Source organism: Mumia sp. Pv4-285 (assembly GCF_041320275.1).
GTDB classification, from domain to species: Bacteria; Actinomycetota; Actinomycetes; order Propionibacteriales; family Nocardioidaceae; genus Mumia; species Mumia qirimensis.
Genome location: NZ_CP162023.1, coordinates 2461251 through 2477039 on the forward strand (window position 1 = coordinate 2461251; position 15789 = coordinate 2477039).

The following is a 15789-nucleotide window of genomic DNA, read 5'->3' on the forward strand; positions in this document are numbered from 1 at the left end:
GACGTACGACGCCCCCTCCCGCCGCGGCGGGAGGGGGCGTCGTGTCTGCTGTCGCGCGCCTCAGACGGCGATCGCACGCCCCGACACCGCGTTGACGTCGCGGCTCAGGACCGACTGCTGGTTCTGCAGAGCAGTCGTGTCGTTGGTTGTGTGAACCACCGTGCTCGCGCCGTTGGACGTGTTGGTGCCCAGGTTGCTGACGCCGTTGGCGACCGCGTTGGCGGTCTCGACAGCCCAGGTCTGAAAGCTGTCGACGCCCGTCGTCACGTCACCGACGCCGTGGCGGGAGCCGGGCGTGACGGCCTCGAGCGCCGTCACCAGCGTGCTCTTGGCAGTCTGGACGTCACCCGAGAGGGCAGAGATCTGGCGACCCGACGTGTGGGTCGCGGTCGTGTCATCGATCTCGTAGAACGGAGCCATCGTCTCTCCTCGGCTGCGTCAGGCGCGGTTGCCGAAGAAGGACTGCATCCGCGGGATGGCGGAGTCGTTGATGTCCTGCGTCTTCTGATCGGTCTGGTTCGACTTGAGCGAGGCCTGGTGCAGCTCGTCGGCACGCTCGTAGGCGGTGCGGTGAACCGCGTGGGCCTCGTCGGCACCGGCGCCGGACAGGTTCGCGGAGATCTGGCGCGCCGCCGTCTCGACGGTGTCCTGGTCGGACTGCGCACCGCCCGCGAACTCCTTGCCGGAGGCGTTGATGTCCTCGCTGGCGGACTTGTCGTAGCGAATCTTCACGTCGTGCTCCTCTTTCGTACGAAGTCGGCCGTCAGGCCTGGATGTCGCGGCGCAGCGACGTAGCCGTCGACTCGCCGTCGGTAGCGGACACCTTCTGAAGCGAGCTCGACTCCTCGGTCGTCTGCGCCTGTGACTGCTCACCGCGGTTCACATTGGTGCCGACGGTCGCGACGTTGTTCGCGTTGAGCTGCTTCGCGGCGGCGAGCGACGTGTGCGCCGTGCGCTGCGCGTTGCCGGTCGGGCCCACGTTGAGTCCCTCGGTGGCCTGCGTACGGCTCAGGTGACGGGTCGCAGACGAGGATGCGTCCTCGCTTGCGGCGCCGTGACCGCTCTTGGCGGCCTTGGTCAACGAGCCGAGCTCTTCGTTACCCCAGTAGCTAGCACCCATGGTGCACAAACCTCTCCTCAGACGACGAGTCAAGGACGACGATACGCGGTACAAGGTCCATCGGCGCAAGGACCTCGGCGATTCGTGTCTGCTTTGTACCCATTATTGGTCACCCGGATTCACACTGGCCCCACCTCTCGGTACAGTCGGCACCGACCTTGGTTCCCACACGTGAGGACAGCTCGGGATGGTGCGACCGGATGGTGGCGGCGGGTCCAGCCTGCTGATCGACGGCTTCTTGAGGCATGACGTCTCGCCAGGCACGATCTCGGCCCAGGCCGATGCGGTCGGGGCTCCGGCTGGTGACGTCGAGAACTTCAACGCCGATCTCACGACTCGGCACAACACGGCCCGCGACGGTGTCGCCGGCGTGATCTCCGCTGCGATGGAGGGCGCCGACACACCGACCAAGAACCAGGCCCGCTCCCTGGTCCAGGGCATCACGGTCGGCGCGGGTGCGATCCGACACTTCGGCACCGCGGTGGAGACGTTCAACAGCACGATCGACGGGCTCAACAGCCAGATCCGGTCCGAGCCGACCCGCGAGGAGCAGATCGAGAAGAGGTCAGCGCTGTCGGGGCAGCACGCCGGCGCCGTCGACACCCTCCAGTCCGCCGCACGCACCGCCAAGGGCCAGCTTTCCGATCCGCTCGACCCGGAGCACGTCAAGGCCCTGTACGCCGCCGGCGCCCTTCCCTCCTTCGCTCCCGCGATGTTCAGCAACGTCACCGACCTGACGGCGGTCCCGCTCACGGCGCTCCCGGTCGACCTCGCCAACATGACGGACCGCGAGCAGGCCGACTACATCAAGCTGAACGCGGCCACTCTCGACGTCGCCCTGATCGCGCTCTTCAGCCCCGCGGTGAAGGCCTTGGTCGCGGAGGACGTGGCTCAGGCCATCAAGGACAAGGAGATCGACCGCGCGACCGTCGATGCCCTCTCGTACCTCAAGAACGACCCCGATTTCGCCGAGCGGCTCTACACGACCGTCACGCCCGACGAGATGTCCGACGCGATCGCGCACATCAACTGGGACCTCTTCGGGGTCGGCGACGACCGCGACGGCGACGTCTTCCCCGGCAGCGCAAAAGATGCGCTGAAGCTCTACGACGACTTCATGAACGCCGCCGGCGTCACGCTCGCGACCTACAGCAAGACGGCGCCCGACCCGGCCGAGCTCGCCGACGACTGGTTCCGCGCGATCACCGACGACGAGCACCCCACGAACGCTGCGGCACTCACCCTCCTGCTGCGTGAGGGCGGCGAGGCGGGCGGCGAGTACGACCCCGACTTCATCTCCGGTCTGACCAACCAGGTGCTCGACTGGGAGCGCAACCAGGACGGATCCGTGTGGGGGCCGCTCGCCCAGGCCAACGGGCAGTGGATCCGCGATCCTGACCGCGTCACGATCGACGAGTGGACCGTCAACAACGGCTACGAGGACGAGACCCAGTACTCCTTCAAGGGCGGTCTCGCCACTGACGGCCTCGCGAACCTCCTGGGTGCGATGGGCAGCTCCCCCGAGGGCGCCCAGCAGTTCTTCACGGAGGGCGACAGCCAGGAGGAGGCCGATCGCCTCGACTACCTCATGCTGAAGCGCACCTTCTCCGACAGTGTGGAGAGCGACGAGGGAGACGGCCTCGGCGAGGCGCTCCAGGCGGCCACGATCGGCGGCGAGGACGGCAAGAACGGCACCTGGAGCTCCGACAAGGCCGATGCGCTCGCGGAGGACCTGTTCACCCTCATCGCCAAGAACAGCGGCACCGAGGACATGGACAACCTGGGCACCGACAAGGCCGGCGGCAAGCCCGACGGTGACGCCGACGGGAGCTGGCACGTCTGGACCGGCATGACCGACAGCCTCGGCGCGATCGGGGCCGGCTACGCCGACGACATCTACTTCACCGTCTCCGACCGTGTCGAGGAGGACGGAGCGACCCGCCTGAACCTCACCGAGGAGCAGTGGAAGCTCGTCGTCGGCGAGGTCGGTCACACCACCGACAAGACCGGCGTGGAGACACTGCTGGCCGGCGTGGCCAACGCGGGCATCAACCACGAGGTCGGCGATCTCGTCAACGGATGGAAGGACGGCAAGGTCGACCCGTCCCTCTTCGACCTCGACCGGGACCCCGGCGCCCCCACGCTGGACCTCCCCGATGTGGGCGGCGTGCTCGGCGAGCTCGTCGACGCGTCGGTCACGGTGCAGCGGGACGAGGAGATGACCGACGAGGTGCGCCGCGCCTACGTCTCCAAGGCGTTCGAGTTCGGCACCAGCTTCCTCCCCGGAGCCGGCGGAGTGCTCGGCGAGACCGCCAACGAGGCGCTCAAGACGACGTTCGACTTCGCCAAGGGCGAGGCCATCAGTCGGATGCAGACGGCGATCTCCGAAGCACCGCCGTCGAATGCCGACGCCTACGTCCAGGACTCCCGGACGAACCTCAACGACTCCCTCCGGTACGCCCTCGCCAACGAGATGCTCCAGCAGGGTCTGCTCGGCGAGCAGAGCAACCCTGAGCGCCCAGACGAGACCTACGCCGGAGTTTCGGACGAGATCACTCAGGTGGTTCCCGGGACCGACGGTCAGCGTCGCGTGTTCGACCCCGACCTGTTCTTCAACCGTGCGCCGGACGAAGACTGGACCCAGGAGCAGCGCACTGCATGGAACGACTGGCAGGACTCCGAACCGGAGGCGATCCTGTCCGACCTCACGCAGACCTTGACATCGGCGTTCGACACCGAGATGAACAAGGGCGGATGATGCGTACGCTTCACGACCGCGGTGCGCTCGGGCGCCTGGTCGGCGGCCTTGCACTGACCGTCGTCGGCGCCGTGGCCCTCACGGGCTGCAACACCGAGGACGATCCGGACGCCCAGGCGACGCCCGACCTGGTCGACGGCAAGGTCTGCGGATTCTTCACGCCTGACGTGATCGAGTCCGTCGTCGGGCACGACGAACTCGACACCCTCGGCGACGGCATCGGCCCGGCTGACGAGCGCGCTCAGCGTGCTCAGGAGTGCGACGTCGTCGACGACCGCAGCGACGCGACCGTCGTCCGCGTCGAGGTCACCGATGATCCGACGACGCAGCCTCGAGACCGTTCGACGGAGCCTTCCACCGACTGTGAGCGGCCAGCGGCGCTGGAGAGCTGGAACGGCAGCGTCTGCTGGACCGACGACCGGCTCACGGTCCTCGCCTGGCCCGACGGCGGCGCACGCCTGATCAACCTCGACTACCTGCCCGAAGGCGGCGCCGCCGACCCGGCGCAGCGGGGTGATCTCACCGACACCGCGGTCACCCTCGTCCAGGATGTCCAGACCAACGTCGAGGCGTACGACGAGGCCCACCAGTGAGCCCCTTCGCCCGCTAGGGTCGGTCCCACCGGACAACAGGAAAGGCTGGATCGGGATGCGTCCAGACGACGGAGGCGGCTCGTCGCTGCTGATCGACGGATTCCTTCGGCACGACGTCGCGCCGAGCACGTTGAACGACCAGGCCGATGCGGTCCTCGCACCCGCCGGTGACGTCGAGAACTTCAACGCCGACCTCACCAGCCAGCACAACACGGCCAAGGACGGCGTGGCCGGGGTGCTCGCCGACGCCATGAGCGGAGCGGACACCGCCACCAAGAACAAGGCTCGCGCGCTCGTGCAGGGCATCGTCGTCGCGGCGGGTGCCATCCGGCTCTTCGCGACCGCCGTCCAGACGTTCAACGAGACGATCGACAGCCTGAACGGCCAGATCCGGGCCGAGCCGACCAAGGAGGACCAGCAGGCCAAGAAGTCGGCGCTCGCCTACCAGCACGCCTACGCAGTCCAGGCGCTCGAGAGCGCAGCACGTACGGCGAAGCAGCAGCTGTCCGACCCGCTCGACCCTGATCACATCAAGGCCCTGTACGCCGCGGGCGCACTCCCCTCGATCGCTGCCGGGATGTACTCCAACCTCGTCGACCTGACCCGCGTCCCGCTCCGCGTCATGCCGTACGACCTCGCGGCCATGACCGCGGACCAGCGTCGCCAGTACCTCAAGGACAACCCTGTGGTCGCGGTCTCGATCATGGAGCTCACGCTGCGTGACGAGGGCCTGCTCACCGGTCCCTCGCCGGACGGCTACTACCGCGAGTGGCTCGAGAACGCGGCCCGCCGTGGTGTCGATGTCGAGACGATCGTCGAGATCGCCGACAAGCACGAGATCCGACCCGACGACTTCGAGGTCCTCGACGACCTCGAGCGCATCAAGGATCCGGACGAGAAGTCGTTCTTCCTCCTGCCGGAGGACATCAGCAGCGACGACGCCCGCCTCGCCACCCTGATGACCTACATCCTCAACGCCGGGACCGACTACGGGTCCGCAAGCCCTGACAACGACTTCCCGGAGACGCCCTACTCCGCCGACGAGATCCAGCGCATCATCGACCGCCAGGGCGACAACGACTGGAGCTACGACCAGGACATCGACTTCGTGCACAGCAACGACGGTCGCGTGGTCACGACGCCCAACGGCATGGTGATGGGGCTCGGCGGCAACTGGCTCCAGGACATCTACAGCCAGAAGGGCGGGACGACCTGGGGCGACATCTTCATGCTCAACATCGACGACGTCGACGACCCCGCACAGGTCCTCCGCGACGCGGTCGAGTCTGGTCGCGCGACCTACGTCGACGACGACGGCAACGTCTACCAGGGGCAGCTCGACATGGACCGCCTGCTGCACCACGAGGAACGTCACTCGCAGCAGTGGGCCGACGAGGGCTATGCAGGCTTCCTCAGCTCGTACCTGTGGGAGCAGGCCACCGGCGGCAATCACACGGAGGAGGACGCCGGGCTCAAGGACGGCGGCTACCGGTGATTCGTCGCGCCTCCGCGGCGTGTACGGCCGCCGTTGCGGCGCTCCTCCTGCTGTCCGGCTGTGACGACGGCGACGCACAGTTCGCCCCGCCGCTGCCCTCGGGAGCGGGCTACCGCGATGACGGCGGAGCGCTCCGGATCTGGACCGGCACGCCGTGCCAGGGCGTGACCCGCGTAGCACTCACCTTCGCAGGCCCCGGCAACGACCGCGCCCGGCTCGTGCTCACTGCCGCAGCGCCGGGCGTCACCGTCGAGCACCTCGACCTCGCAGCCCCGGACCCCGCGCTCACGGTGGTGGAAGCACTACCGGCCGGGTACGACTGGCGCGACGCAGACACCGTCAACCTCGTCATCGACGCCGCGGAGCCCGCCTGGGGATCGGTCGTCGATGTCGACGACGTGGTCGCCGGCTCGCCGGAGCACCCTGGATCGACCTTCCTCTTCGACGATCTCGGCTGGAAGGATCGCGCCGACGTCGACGCCGAGAACGGCAGCTCCTTCGTCACCGTGTGCTCGCCGGACGCGACGCAGGGCTGAGCCGCCTCAGCGCCGCGGCACGTTGATGGCGCGGCGAAGCCTGTCTCGGACATGGTCTGCTGCTGAGGCCGTAGGACCGAGCTCGCGCAGCGCCTCACGATCGGCGTCCGTGCCTGTCCCCGCGGCAGCGGTCAGCCGCGTGCCGCCCGCCGTCGCGGAGTCCGAGAGCGCCGCGGTGAGCGGGACGAGCGTGCCGTGATAGCGGTCGAGTGCGGCCGCCAGCACCCGGTGATGGACCGCATCGCCTCCGTCGGTGACCGCAGCCAAGAACCGGTCGCCAGCCGAAGCCGCCTCCGGCGCCGTCCGCACGACGTGGAGTCCGTCGTCCGCCAGGTCGTCCGGGCGCATCTCCCAGGTGGCCGTTGACACCACCGTCGTCCCCCGTCAGCCGCCGGAGCCGAGGACCCGGCGCATCCTCGACCCGGCAGCCCGGAACGTCTCTCCCGCGTCGGCGGCACCCGACGCCTGCCGGGTCACGACCGCGACGTGCTCGTCGACCAGCCTGTCGACGACCCGCATGGCCGACGCGTGCTCCTCGCTGCCGACGCCACCGCCGAAGGTGGCCAGCGCCTTCTGCGCCTCCGCCCGCAGTGACTCGCGATAGTCCTCGAGCGACCCGGCGTACCGTGTGAGATCGGCCCCGGCCTGGTCGATCACACCGAGGTCGGCGCGCAGCTGGTACGTCATGGCCGCCCCTCAGCCGTTCACCGGTCGCGACACGACGGACGTCAACGCCTCTGCCGCCGAGCGGGACGCACCCTGCGCCTCGGTGGCCTGGTCGTCGCCGCCGATAGCGAGCCGCTCAGCCTCCACGGCCCGGCGTGCCTGCTCGGCGATCTGACGCGCGATCTGCCCGTGGTTGCCGGCAGTCGTCCGCGCCACCGACTGAAAGGCCGACCCTGCGGCCCCCTTGAAGCCCGTCTCAGCGCCTTCCATCCGGCCGAGGTTGTCGCGTGCCGTGGCGACGTTGTCCTCCGCCGTGGCCTGGTATCCGCGCCCCGACCGGGTCAGCCGCCCGACCTCGTCGAGATTGATCGTCGTGCTCATGCTCGCTCCGTCCTGGCCGTCCTACGGCCGTTCGTCCGACGCCCGTCACGCTAACGGGATTCCGGCCACCGCCGAGCCGGTCGTCCACAGGCCCGGGCGAGGGTGACGACGTCAGGCGAGAGCGTTCAGGGTGACCTCGTACGCCCGGGCGTCGACGACCGCCTTCTGGAGCGCGACGTGCTTGGGGTCGCCGACGTCGAGCCAGCGCTGCGCCGGCAGCAGCGGCGTACGGGAGTGCTCCAGGACCGCGGTGAACAGCGGCCGGTCTCCCCCGCCGAAGACGAGGGCCCCCTCGGGGACGAGCCGGCGTACGACGTCGGCGCACGCACCGACGAGAGCGTCCGCCTGGTTGGCTCGCCGCCGGGCGTACCGCTGCTGGCTCCAGCCGCCGGCCTTGGTCTGCCCCTGCACGTAGCGGGTCCCGGCCTTGTGAGCGACCAGCGCGCCGTCCGTCACGAACCCGACCGCGTAGCCGCCCCGGCGCACCAGCACGACCCCGAAGTCGCTCGGCGGTGGCGCCTCGGCGTACGACGCTTCGGCGCCGTCGGGCGACGTCAAGGTGAGGCGCGACCCGTCACGCACGACGACCGGCTCCCCGTGCCGGGCGGAGAAACGCTCCACCCAGCCGGGAAGCCGGTCGTACGGCACGAGGACGGAACGGTGCTCCGTCAACGGGGGTCAGACGTTGAAGCCGAGGGCGCGCAGCATCTCGCGACCGTCCTCGGTGATCTTGTCCGGACCCCACGGCGGCATCCAGACCCAGTTGATGCGGAAGTCGTTGACGATGCCCTCGAGCGCCTGGCGCGTCTGGTCCTCGATCACGTCGGTCAGCGGGCACGCCGCCGACGTCAGAGTCATGTCGATCGTGGCGTTGTTGGCCGGGTCGACCGCCACGTCGTACACGAGGCCGAGATCGACGACGTTGATGCCGAGCTCGGGATCGACGACGTCCTTCATCGCCTCGTTCACGTCCTCAGGAGTGGTGACGCTCTTCCCGACCGGGGTCAGGTCGACCTCGGGCAGATCGTCACCAGCGGTCTGGCTCTGCGTGGTCTGGCTCTGCGTGTCGCTCATCGACCCTCCTCGGTCTCGTGCGCCACGGCCTGGGCCGTGGCGTCCTTCCATGCCATCCAGGGCAGCAGCGCGCACTTCACGCGGGCGGGGAACTGTGCCACTCCGGCGAACGCGATCGCGTCCTCGAGCACGTCCTCGTCGGGCTCGACCTGCCCACGACCCTGCATCAGGGCCTGGAACTCGTCGAGGAGCACGAAGCCCTCGACGACGGTCTTGCCCACGACGAGATCGTTGAGGACCGACGCCGCGGCCTGGCTGATCGAGCAGCCCTCGGCGTCGTACGAGACGTCCGAGACGGTCTCACCGTCCACGTGGACCCGGAGGGTGATCTCGTCACCGCAGGTCGGGTTCACGTGGTGGACCTCGGCCTCGTACGGGTCGCGGAGCCCGCTGCCGTGCGGGTGCTTGTAGTGGTCCAGGATGATCTCCTGGTAAAGCGCGTCCACGTTCATGCTCGTCACACCACCTTGAAGTACTTCTGGGTGTTCACGATTCCCTCGACGAGCGCATCGATCTCGGCGTGCGTCGTGTAGAGGTAGAACGACGCCCGCGTCGTCGCCTGCACCCCGAACCGCTGGTGCGCCGGACGCGCGCAGTGGTGACCGGCGCGGACGGCGATGCCGTACGAGTCGAGCAGCTGCGAGATGTCGTGCGGGTGCACCCCGTCGAGGGTGAAGCTCACCGCTCCCCCGCGGTCGATCATCTCCGACGGGCCGACGATCGTGAGTCCGTCGACCTCACCCATCCGCTTCAAGGCGTACGCCGTGATCTCCTGCTCGTGCGCGGCGACGTCGTCCATGCCGAGCGCGGTGAGGTAGTCGGCGGCGGCGCCCAGGCCGATGGCCTGAACGATCGGCGGCGTGCCGGCCTCGAACTTCGCCGGCGGCGGTGCGTACGTCGAGCGCTCCATCGTGACGGTCTCGATCATCTCGCCGCCACCGAGGAACGGGGGCAGCTCCTCGAGCAGCGACCGGCGTCCCCAGAGCACGCCGATGCCGGTGGGACCGACCATCTTGTGACCGGTGAAAACCACGACATCGCCGCCGAGGGCGGTCAGGTCGACCGGCAGCTGCGGGACGGCCTGCGAGGCGTCGACGACGACGATCGCGCCGACGGCGTGGGCCCGGGCGATGATCACGTCGAGCGGGTTGATCGTGCCGAGCATGTTGGAGACCCACGCGACGGTGACGATCCGGGTCCGCTCGTTGATGAGCTCGTCGATCGCCGACAGGTCGAGGCGGCCCTCGTCGGTCAGGCCGAACCACCGCAGCGTCGCGCCCGTGCGCTGCGCCAGCAGCTGCCACGGGACGATGTTGGAGTGGTGCTCGAGCTCGGTCGTCACGATCTCGTCGCCGGGGCGGATCGCCAGGTCGCCCTCGGCGTTGCGGAAGGTGTTGGCGACCAGGTTCAGCGCCTCGGACGCATTCTTGGTGAACACGATCTCGTCGCGCGACGGCGCGTTCACGAAGGTCGCGATCGTGTCGCGCGCCCCCTCGAACGCCGCCGTCGCCTCGGCGCCGAGCTGGTGCATGGCACGTGCGACGTTGGCGTTGTGCTGCAGGTAGTGCTCAGCCATCGCGTCGACGACCGCGGTCGGCTTCTGCGACGTGTTGGCGCTGTCGAGATAGACGAGCGGACGTCCCCCGGCCATGGTGCGACCGAGGATCGGGAAGTCCTCCCGAACCTTCTCGACGTCGTACCCGCCGGCGGTGCTCATCAGACGGCGGCCTTGGTGTACTTGTCGTAGCCGTTGGCCTCGAGCTCCTCGGCGAGCTCCGCGCCGCCGACCTCGGCAACACGGCCGTTGACGAACACGTGCACGAAGTCCGGCTTGATGTAGCGGAGGATGCGCGTGTAGTGCGTGATCAGCAGGACGCCTCGGTCACCCTGGTCCGAGAAGCGGTTGACGCCCTCGGAGACGATCCGCAGCGCGTCGATGTCGAGACCGGAGTCGGTCTCGTCGAGCACCGCGAACTTCGGGTTGAGCAGCTCGAGCTGGGCGATCTCGTGGCGCTTCTTCTCGCCACCGGAGAAGCCCTCGTTGACCGAGCGCTGGGCGAACGTCTTGTCGAGCGTCAGGCGGTCGAGCGCGCCGTTGACGTCCTTGACCCAGGTGCGCAGGGGCGGCGCCTCCCCGTCGATGGCCGTCTTGGCGGCACGCAGGAAGTTGGCGACCGACACGCCCGGGATCTCGACCGGGTACTGCATGGCGAGGAACATCCCCGCGCGAGCACGCTCGTCGACCGACATCTCGAGAACGTCGATGCCGTCGAGGGTGACCGTGCCGGAGGTGACGGCGTACTTCGGGTGGCCGGCGATCGAGTACGCGAGGGTCGACTTGCCGGAGCCGTTCGGGCCCATGATGGCGTGCGTCTCGCCCGACTTCACCGTGAGGTCGACGCCCTTGAGGATCTCCTTCGGGCCGTCCTCGGTGGCGACCGAGACGTGGAGGTCGCGAATCTCGAGAGTGGACATGTGGTAACTCCGTTGCTACTTAGAAGGTACGACTTCTGGAGGTCAGATGCTGGGGCTTGTCACGTCGACGAGGACGGTCGCGTCCTCCGTGACCTTGCAGGGATAGACAGGGACGGGTTCGGTCGCGGGGAGGTTGAGCACCTCGCCGGTCCGGGCGTCGAAGCGCGAGCCGTGGAGCCAGCACTCGAGGGTGCAGTCCTCGACCTCGCCCTCGGACAGCGGGACCGCCGCGTGCGAGCACTCGTCGCGTACGGCGAACACCTCGTCACCGGAACGGACCAGGGCGACCTCGAGGCCTTCGACCTCGACAGCGAGCACTCCCCCGTCCGGGACGTCGGCGAAGTCCGCCGCGTACGCGAATCCGCTCATCGGCTCAGGCCTCCGCCACCACGTCAGCGACGCCGACGTGCTTGGCCAGCTCGGCCTCGACGGTCTCCAGCAGACGCGCCTGGATCTCGGGGACCCCGGTGCGGCGGATGACGTCGTTGAAGAACCCGTGGACGACGAGGCGGCGTGCCTCGATCTCCGGGATGCCCCGGCTCTGCAGGTAGAACAGGTGCTGGTCGTCGAACCGGCCGGTCGTCGACGCGTGGCCCGCGCCCTCGATCTCGCCGGTCTCGATCTCCAGGTTGGGCACCGAGTCGGCACGTGCCCCGTCGGTGAGGACGAGGTTGTCGTTGCTCTCGTACGTGTCGATGCCGACGCCCTCCTTGCGGATCAGCACGTCGCCGATCCACACGGTGTGGGCGTCCTTGCCCTGCAGCGCGCCCTTGTACTCGACCTTGCTGCGCCCCTTGGGGTTGTTGTGGTCGACGAACAGGCGGTGCTCGAGGTGCTGCCCGGCGTCCGCGAAGTAGAGACCGAGCATCTCGACGTCGCCGCCGGTGCCGGCGTACTCGACCGAGGCGTTGATGCGGACGACGTCGCCACCGAAGCTCACGAGCACGTGCTTGAGGCTCGCGTCGCGACCGACGTGCGCGTGGTGGTGCGAGACGTGGACGGTGTCATCGTCCCAGTCCTGGACGGCGACCACGGTGAGCTGCGCGCCGTCGCCGAGGACGATCTCGACGTTCTCGGCCCAGGTCGCGGACCCGACGTAGTCGATGACGACCGTGGCCTTGGAGAACGGCTCGGCCGTGATCACGACGTGACCGGCACCGGCCTTCTCGACCCCGTTGCCGCGGAAGCGCACCCAGGTGGGCTGCGAGGCGACGGCCTCGGCGGGCACGGTGATCTTGAAGAGCCGGTCCGACGCCTCCCAGGCGCGGGCCGAGATGCGGTCGACCGGCACGTACGTCGACGTGCCGCGGGCCGGGTCGTCGATGTCGACCGAGCCGGCCTGGACCTCGGGCGCGACGTCGAGGTCGACCTCGTAGTCGTGACCGTCCAGCGGCGCGTCCTTGTGCAGGTCACGCAGACGCTTCAGCGGGGTGAAGCGCCAGATCTCCTCGAGGCCCTTCGGCACCTCGTGGTCTGCCGGGTCGAACGACCCCTCCGGGTGGAGGTGGCTGACGACACGGGTCTCGACCGGGCCGGCGAGCGGACCGGAAGAGGGGGTGTTGGTAGTGGTGGGGGCAGTCACCCGACGGCACCTTCCATCTGCAGTTCGATCAGGCGGTTGAGCTCGAGCGCGTACTCCATCGGCAGCTCGCGCGCGATGGGCTCGACGAAGCCACGGACGATCATCGCCATCGCCTCGTCCTCCTCCATCCCGCGGCTCATCAGGTAGAAGAGCTGGTCGTCGCTGACCTTCGAGACGGTCGCCTCGTGGCCGAGCGACACGTCGTCCTCGCGGACGTCGACGTACGGGTACGTGTCGGAGCGGCTGATGTCGTCGACGAGCAGCGCGTCGCACTTGACCGTGCTGGCGGAGTGCTCAGCACCCTCCTGGACCTGGAGCAGGCCACGGTACGAGGCACGACCACCGCCGCGCGCGACCGACTTGGAGATGATCGAGCTCGAGGTGTGCGGCGCGGCGTGGACCATCTTGGCGCCGGAGTCCTGGTGCTGGCCCCCGCCGGCGAACGCGAGCGACAAGGTCTCGCCGCGGGCGTGCTCGCCGAGCAGGTAGATCGCCGGGTACTTCATGGTCACCTTGGAGCCGATGTTGCCGTCGACCCACTCCATCTGCGCGCCCTCCTCGCAGGTGGCGCGCTTGGTGACCAGGTTGTAGACGTTGTTGGACCAGTTCTGGATGGTCGTGTAGCGGCAGCGGCCGCCCTTCTTCACGACGATCTCGACGACCGCGGAGTGCAGCGAGTCGGTCTTGTAGATCGGCGCGGTGCAGCCCTCGACGTAGTGGACGTACGCGTCCTCGTCGACGATGATCAGCGTCCGCTCGAACTGGCCCATGTTCTCGGTGTTGATCCGGAAGTAGGCCTGCAGCGGGATGTCCACGTGGACGCCCTTGGGCACGTAGATGAACGACCCGCCCGACCAGACGGCCGAGTTGAGCGCGGAGAACTTGTTGTCGCCGACCGGGATGACGGTCGCGAAGTACTCCTTGAACAGCTCCGGGTGCTCCTTGAGCGCCGTGTCGGTGTCGAGGAAGATGACGCCCTGCTCCTCCAGGTCCTCACGGATCTGGTGGTAGACGACCTCGGACTCGTACTGGGCGGCGACACCGGCGACGAGGCGCTGCTTCTCAGCCTCCGGGATGCCGAGCCGGTCGTACGTGTTCTTGATGTCCTCCGGGAGCTCCTCCCAGGAGGTCGCCTGCTTCTCGGTGGAGCGGACGAAGTACTTGATGTTGTCGAAGTCGATGCCCGAGAGGTCGGCGCCCCACGACGGCATCGGCTTGCGACCGAAGAGCTTGAGACCCTTCATGCGCAGGTCGAGCATCCAGTCGGGCTCGCTCTTGCGACCCGAGATGTCGCGGACGACGTCCTCGTTGAGACCGCGCTTGGCGCTCGCTCCGGCGATGTCCGGGTCGGCCCAGCCGAAGTCGTAGCGGCCGAGGCCCTCGAGCTCCGGGTTTGCCTGCTCGATGGCGTTCGGGACAGCGCTGCCAGCCGCATTCGGTGCAGTGCCGGTGTCCGGAGTGGTGGTCATCGGGTGGTCCTCTCGTCGGTCGTGAGGGGTGCCGGGGTGTCGGGCACGTACGTGGTGCACACGCCGTCGCCGTGGGCGATGGTGGCGAGGCGCTGCACGTGATGTCCCAACATCCGGGCGAACGCTTCTGTTTCTGCTTCGCAGAGCTCGGGGAACTCGGCCGCGACGTGCGCGACCGGGCAGTGGTGCTGGCACAGCTGGGTGCCGCCCGGCGCCTGACGCGTGCTCGCGGCGAACCCGTCCTCGGCGAGGGCGTCGGCGAGGGCGTCGGCGCGCTGCTCGGACGGGACCTCGATGACGGGCAGGTATCGGCGCTCCAGCTCGGCGGCACGGCGCCGCGCGAAGGCCATCACGGCCTCCTCGCCGACGGTCTCCGACAGGAAGCGCATCGCGCCCACCGCCAGGTCGTCGTAGTCCTGCTCGAACGCCTCGCGGCCAGCATCGGCGAGGGCGAACGCCTTGGCGGGGCGCCCCCTGCCGCGGCGCTGCCCGCGGGTCCGCTCGGTAGCCACCTCGACGAGGCCCTCCTCGGAGAGAGCATCGAGATGGCGGCGTACGGCGGCCGGAGTCAGGTCGAGGCGTTCCGCGAGCTGGGCCGCCGTGGACGGGCCCTCGAGCATGATGCTGCGCACCACGCGCTGACGAGTCGACGACTCGTCAGGAAGGACCCGATTGTTTTTCACAACATCAGTGTGCCTTTATTGGTCGGGCCCGTTCAACGAAGGTTGTCCTTAGTGGCGCGGGTCACCCCTGCCGGACGCCTTGGTCTCGATCGCTTCGCGCCTCGACCAGCGGGGCCGTCATCCGAAGTACGTCGCGCCGCCGGGCGGTGCCGGAGACGGCGCAGAGTCCTCGTCGGTGAACGGGGCGCCCCCTCCCACGACGCTCAGCAGGTCGGCACCGCCGACGACGCGGTACGGGAAGGCTGACGAGGCTGCACGGCGCCGCAGATCCTCGACAGGCAAGGGTGTGCGGCTCGCGACGAGCAGCACGTTGCCGTGCCGCCGCCCCCGCAGCGTGGCGGGCTCGGCGCTGACGACGACCTCGGCGAACGCCGTACGGGCTGCAGCGACTGCTCGGCGCAGGTACGGGAACGGGGCCTGGTCGGCGAGGTTCGCGAGCAGGACGCCGTCGGGACGCAGGACGCGCGCGACGTCCGCGAACGCCTCGGCGGTCGTCAGGTCCGCTGGGACGATCGGGCCGTCGAACGCGTCGAGGACCACGGCGTCGGCGTAGTCGTCGCGCATCGCAGCCAGGCCGCTGCGGCCGTCCGCGGCCCTCACCTTGATCCCGCTGCGGGCCGGCAACGGAAGATGCTCACGGACGTACGCGGTGAGCTCGGCGTCGGGCTCGAGGACGACCTGCGCCGATCGTGGTCGGGTCGCGGCGACGTACCGCGCGACCGTCAGGCCGGCTCCTCCGACGTGCACGACGGAGAGCCGGTCGGGCGGAGGGCGGAGGAGGTCCAGCGTGTCGCCGATGCGCTGGACGTACTCGAACACCAGGCGCGCGGGGTCTGCGAGGTCCACGTGGGACTGCTCCGCCCCACCGACGCGGAGCGTGAAGGCGTCGGCGCGTCCGGGCTCGGGGACGAGATCGACCTGACGTTCCACGGCGCGAGACTACGGGTCGCCGGGAAC

At 69.0% G+C, this 15789-nt stretch carries 20 protein-coding genes; 4 read left to right on the forward strand and 16 right to left on the reverse strand.

What is annotated here, in order from left to right; translation table 11 throughout:
• Positions 1 to 60 precede the first annotated feature (60 nt).
• Genes AB3M34_RS11960 through AB3M34_RS11970 form a run of 3 tightly spaced genes read right to left on the reverse strand, consistent with a single transcriptional unit; the run spans position 61 to position 1120 of the window.
• Complete coding sequence (locus tag AB3M34_RS11960; RefSeq protein ID WP_370614123.1) at positions 61 to 420, reverse strand: hypothetical protein; 360 nt, start codon at positions 418 to 420, stop codon at positions 61 to 63.
• Between the two features lie 18 nt (positions 421 to 438).
• Entirely contained in the window at positions 439 to 732 is a 294-nt protein-coding gene (locus tag AB3M34_RS11965; protein WP_370614124.1) for a hypothetical protein, read from the reverse strand.
• Positions 733 to 763: 31 nt separating this feature from the next.
• Complete coding sequence (locus tag AB3M34_RS11970) at positions 764 to 1120, reverse strand: hypothetical protein (protein ID WP_370614126.1); 357 nt, start codon at positions 1118 to 1120, stop codon at positions 764 to 766.
• A gap of 187 nt (positions 1121 to 1307) precedes the next feature.
• Between AB3M34_RS11970 and AB3M34_RS11975 the strand changes: the two genes are divergently transcribed.
• From AB3M34_RS11975 to AB3M34_RS11990, 4 genes are read left to right on the forward strand one after another with little or no spacing between them, the layout of a single operon-like run.
• Complete coding sequence (locus AB3M34_RS11975; protein ID WP_370614127.1) at positions 1308 to 3878, forward strand: hypothetical protein; 2571 nt, start codon at positions 1308 to 1310, stop codon at positions 3876 to 3878.
• A complete protein-coding gene (locus tag AB3M34_RS11980; protein WP_370614128.1) occupies positions 3875 to 4471 on the forward strand; it encodes a hypothetical protein in 597 nt (198 codons plus the stop codon). The genes AB3M34_RS11975 and AB3M34_RS11980 overlap by 4 nt, the downstream gene beginning before the upstream one ends.
• Positions 4472 to 4526: 55 nt before the next feature.
• Positions 4527 to 5966, forward strand: coding sequence for a hypothetical protein (locus AB3M34_RS11985; protein ID WP_370614129.1), 1440 nt, complete (start codon positions 4527 to 4529; stop codon positions 5964 to 5966).
• Entirely contained in the window at positions 5963 to 6502 is a 540-nt protein-coding gene (locus AB3M34_RS11990; protein WP_370614130.1) for a hypothetical protein, read from the forward strand. Before AB3M34_RS11985 ends, AB3M34_RS11990 begins: the two co-directional genes overlap by 4 nt.
• A 6-nt stretch (positions 6503 to 6508) precedes the next feature.
• Here AB3M34_RS11990 and AB3M34_RS11995 read toward each other — a convergent pair whose 3' ends face one another.
• From AB3M34_RS11995 to AB3M34_RS12055, 13 genes are all read right to left on the reverse strand, one after another.
• Entirely contained in the window at positions 6509 to 6871 is a 363-nt protein-coding gene (locus tag AB3M34_RS11995; RefSeq protein ID WP_370614132.1) for a hypothetical protein, read from the reverse strand.
• Positions 6872 to 6886: 15 nt separating this feature from the next.
• Entirely contained in the window at positions 6887 to 7189 is a 303-nt protein-coding gene (locus AB3M34_RS12000) for a hypothetical protein (protein WP_370614133.1), read from the reverse strand.
• A 9-nt stretch (positions 7190 to 7198) separates the two neighbouring features.
• Positions 7199 to 7549: a hypothetical protein gene (locus AB3M34_RS12005; protein WP_370614135.1), complete on the reverse strand. Its 351-nt coding sequence runs from the start codon at positions 7547 to 7549 to the stop codon at positions 7199 to 7201.
• A gap of 111 nt (positions 7550 to 7660) precedes the next feature.
• Positions 7661 to 8221 (reverse strand): acVLRF1 family peptidyl-tRNA hydrolase, encoded by a 561-nt coding sequence (locus AB3M34_RS12010; protein WP_370614137.1) that lies wholly within the window; start codon positions 8219 to 8221, stop codon positions 7661 to 7663.
• Positions 8222 to 8227: 6 nt separating this feature from the next.
• Positions 8228 to 8557: a metal-sulfur cluster assembly factor gene (locus AB3M34_RS12015; RefSeq protein WP_370620003.1), complete on the reverse strand. Its 330-nt coding sequence runs from the start codon at positions 8555 to 8557 to the stop codon at positions 8228 to 8230.
• Positions 8558 to 8619: 62 nt separating this feature from the next.
• Positions 8620 to 9075 (reverse strand): Fe-S cluster assembly sulfur transfer protein SufU, encoded by a 456-nt coding sequence (sufU, locus tag AB3M34_RS12020; protein ID WP_370620004.1) that lies wholly within the window; start codon positions 9073 to 9075, stop codon positions 8620 to 8622.
• A 5-nt stretch (positions 9076 to 9080) separates the two neighbouring features.
• Positions 9081 to 10340, reverse strand: a complete 1260-nt coding sequence (locus AB3M34_RS12025; protein ID WP_370614138.1) for a cysteine desulfurase — start codon at positions 10338 to 10340, stop codon at positions 9081 to 9083.
• Positions 10340 to 11098, reverse strand: a complete 759-nt coding sequence (sufC, locus tag AB3M34_RS12030) for a Fe-S cluster assembly ATPase SufC (RefSeq protein ID WP_370614140.1) — start codon at positions 11096 to 11098, stop codon at positions 10340 to 10342. The genes AB3M34_RS12025 and sufC overlap by 1 nt, the downstream gene beginning before the upstream one ends.
• Positions 11099 to 11140: 42 nt before the next feature.
• Entirely contained in the window at positions 11141 to 11467 is a 327-nt protein-coding gene (locus AB3M34_RS12035; protein ID WP_370614141.1) for a non-heme iron oxygenase ferredoxin subunit, read from the reverse strand.
• Positions 11468 to 11471: 4 nt separating this feature from the next.
• Entirely contained in the window at positions 11472 to 12680 is a 1209-nt protein-coding gene (gene sufD, locus AB3M34_RS12040; RefSeq protein ID WP_370614142.1) for a Fe-S cluster assembly protein SufD, read from the reverse strand.
• Positions 12677 to 14149, reverse strand: coding sequence for a Fe-S cluster assembly protein SufB (gene sufB / locus AB3M34_RS12045; protein WP_370614143.1), 1473 nt, complete (start codon positions 14147 to 14149; stop codon positions 12677 to 12679). The genes sufD and sufB overlap by 4 nt, the downstream gene beginning before the upstream one ends.
• Positions 14146 to 14832, reverse strand: a complete 687-nt coding sequence (locus AB3M34_RS12050; RefSeq protein WP_370614145.1) for a helix-turn-helix transcriptional regulator — start codon at positions 14830 to 14832, stop codon at positions 14146 to 14148. Before AB3M34_RS12050 ends, sufB begins: the two co-directional genes overlap by 4 nt.
• Positions 14833 to 14949: 117 nt before the next feature.
• Complete coding sequence (locus AB3M34_RS12055; RefSeq protein WP_370614146.1) at positions 14950 to 15762, reverse strand: spermidine synthase; 813 nt, start codon at positions 15760 to 15762, stop codon at positions 14950 to 14952.
• Positions 15763 to 15789: the final 27 nt, after the last annotated feature.

Excerpts from the sequence above, each read along its gene's own strand:
- AB3M34_RS11960 (WP_370614123.1), bottom strand. The coding sequence starts at position 420 with ATGGCTCCGTTCTACGAGATCGATGACACGACCGCGACCCACACGTCG.
- AB3M34_RS11970 (WP_370614126.1), bottom strand. The coding sequence starts at position 1,120 with ATGGGTGCTAGCTACTGGGGTAACGAAGAGCTCGGCTCGTTGACCAAG.
- AB3M34_RS11975 (WP_370614127.1), top strand. The coding sequence starts at position 1,308 with ATGGTGCGACCGGATGGTGGCGGCGGGTCCAGCCTGCTGATCGACGGC.
- AB3M34_RS11980 (WP_370614128.1), top strand. The coding sequence starts at position 3,875 with ATGATGCGTACGCTTCACGACCGCGGTGCGCTCGGGCGCCTGGTCGGC.
- AB3M34_RS11985 (WP_370614129.1), top strand. The coding sequence starts at position 4,527 with ATGCGTCCAGACGACGGAGGCGGCTCGTCGCTGCTGATCGACGGATTC.
- AB3M34_RS12000 (WP_370614133.1), bottom strand. The coding sequence starts at position 7,189 with ATGACGTACCAGCTGCGCGCCGACCTCGGTGTGATCGACCAGGCCGGG.
- AB3M34_RS12005 (WP_370614135.1), bottom strand. The coding sequence starts at position 7,549 with ATGAGCACGACGATCAATCTCGACGAGGTCGGGCGGCTGACCCGGTCG.
- sufU (WP_370620004.1), bottom strand. The coding sequence starts at position 9,075 with ATGAACGTGGACGCGCTTTACCAGGAGATCATCCTGGACCACTACAAG.
- AB3M34_RS12025 (WP_370614138.1), bottom strand. The coding sequence starts at position 10,340 with ATGAGCACCGCCGGCGGGTACGACGTCGAGAAGGTTCGGGAGGACTTC.
- sufC (WP_370614140.1), bottom strand. The coding sequence starts at position 11,098 with ATGTCCACTCTCGAGATTCGCGACCTCCACGTCTCGGTCGCCACCGAG.
- AB3M34_RS12035 (WP_370614141.1), bottom strand. The coding sequence starts at position 11,467 with ATGAGCGGATTCGCGTACGCGGCGGACTTCGCCGACGTCCCGGACGGG.
- sufB (WP_370614143.1), bottom strand. The coding sequence starts at position 14,149 with ATGACCACCACTCCGGACACCGGCACTGCACCGAATGCGGCTGGCAGC.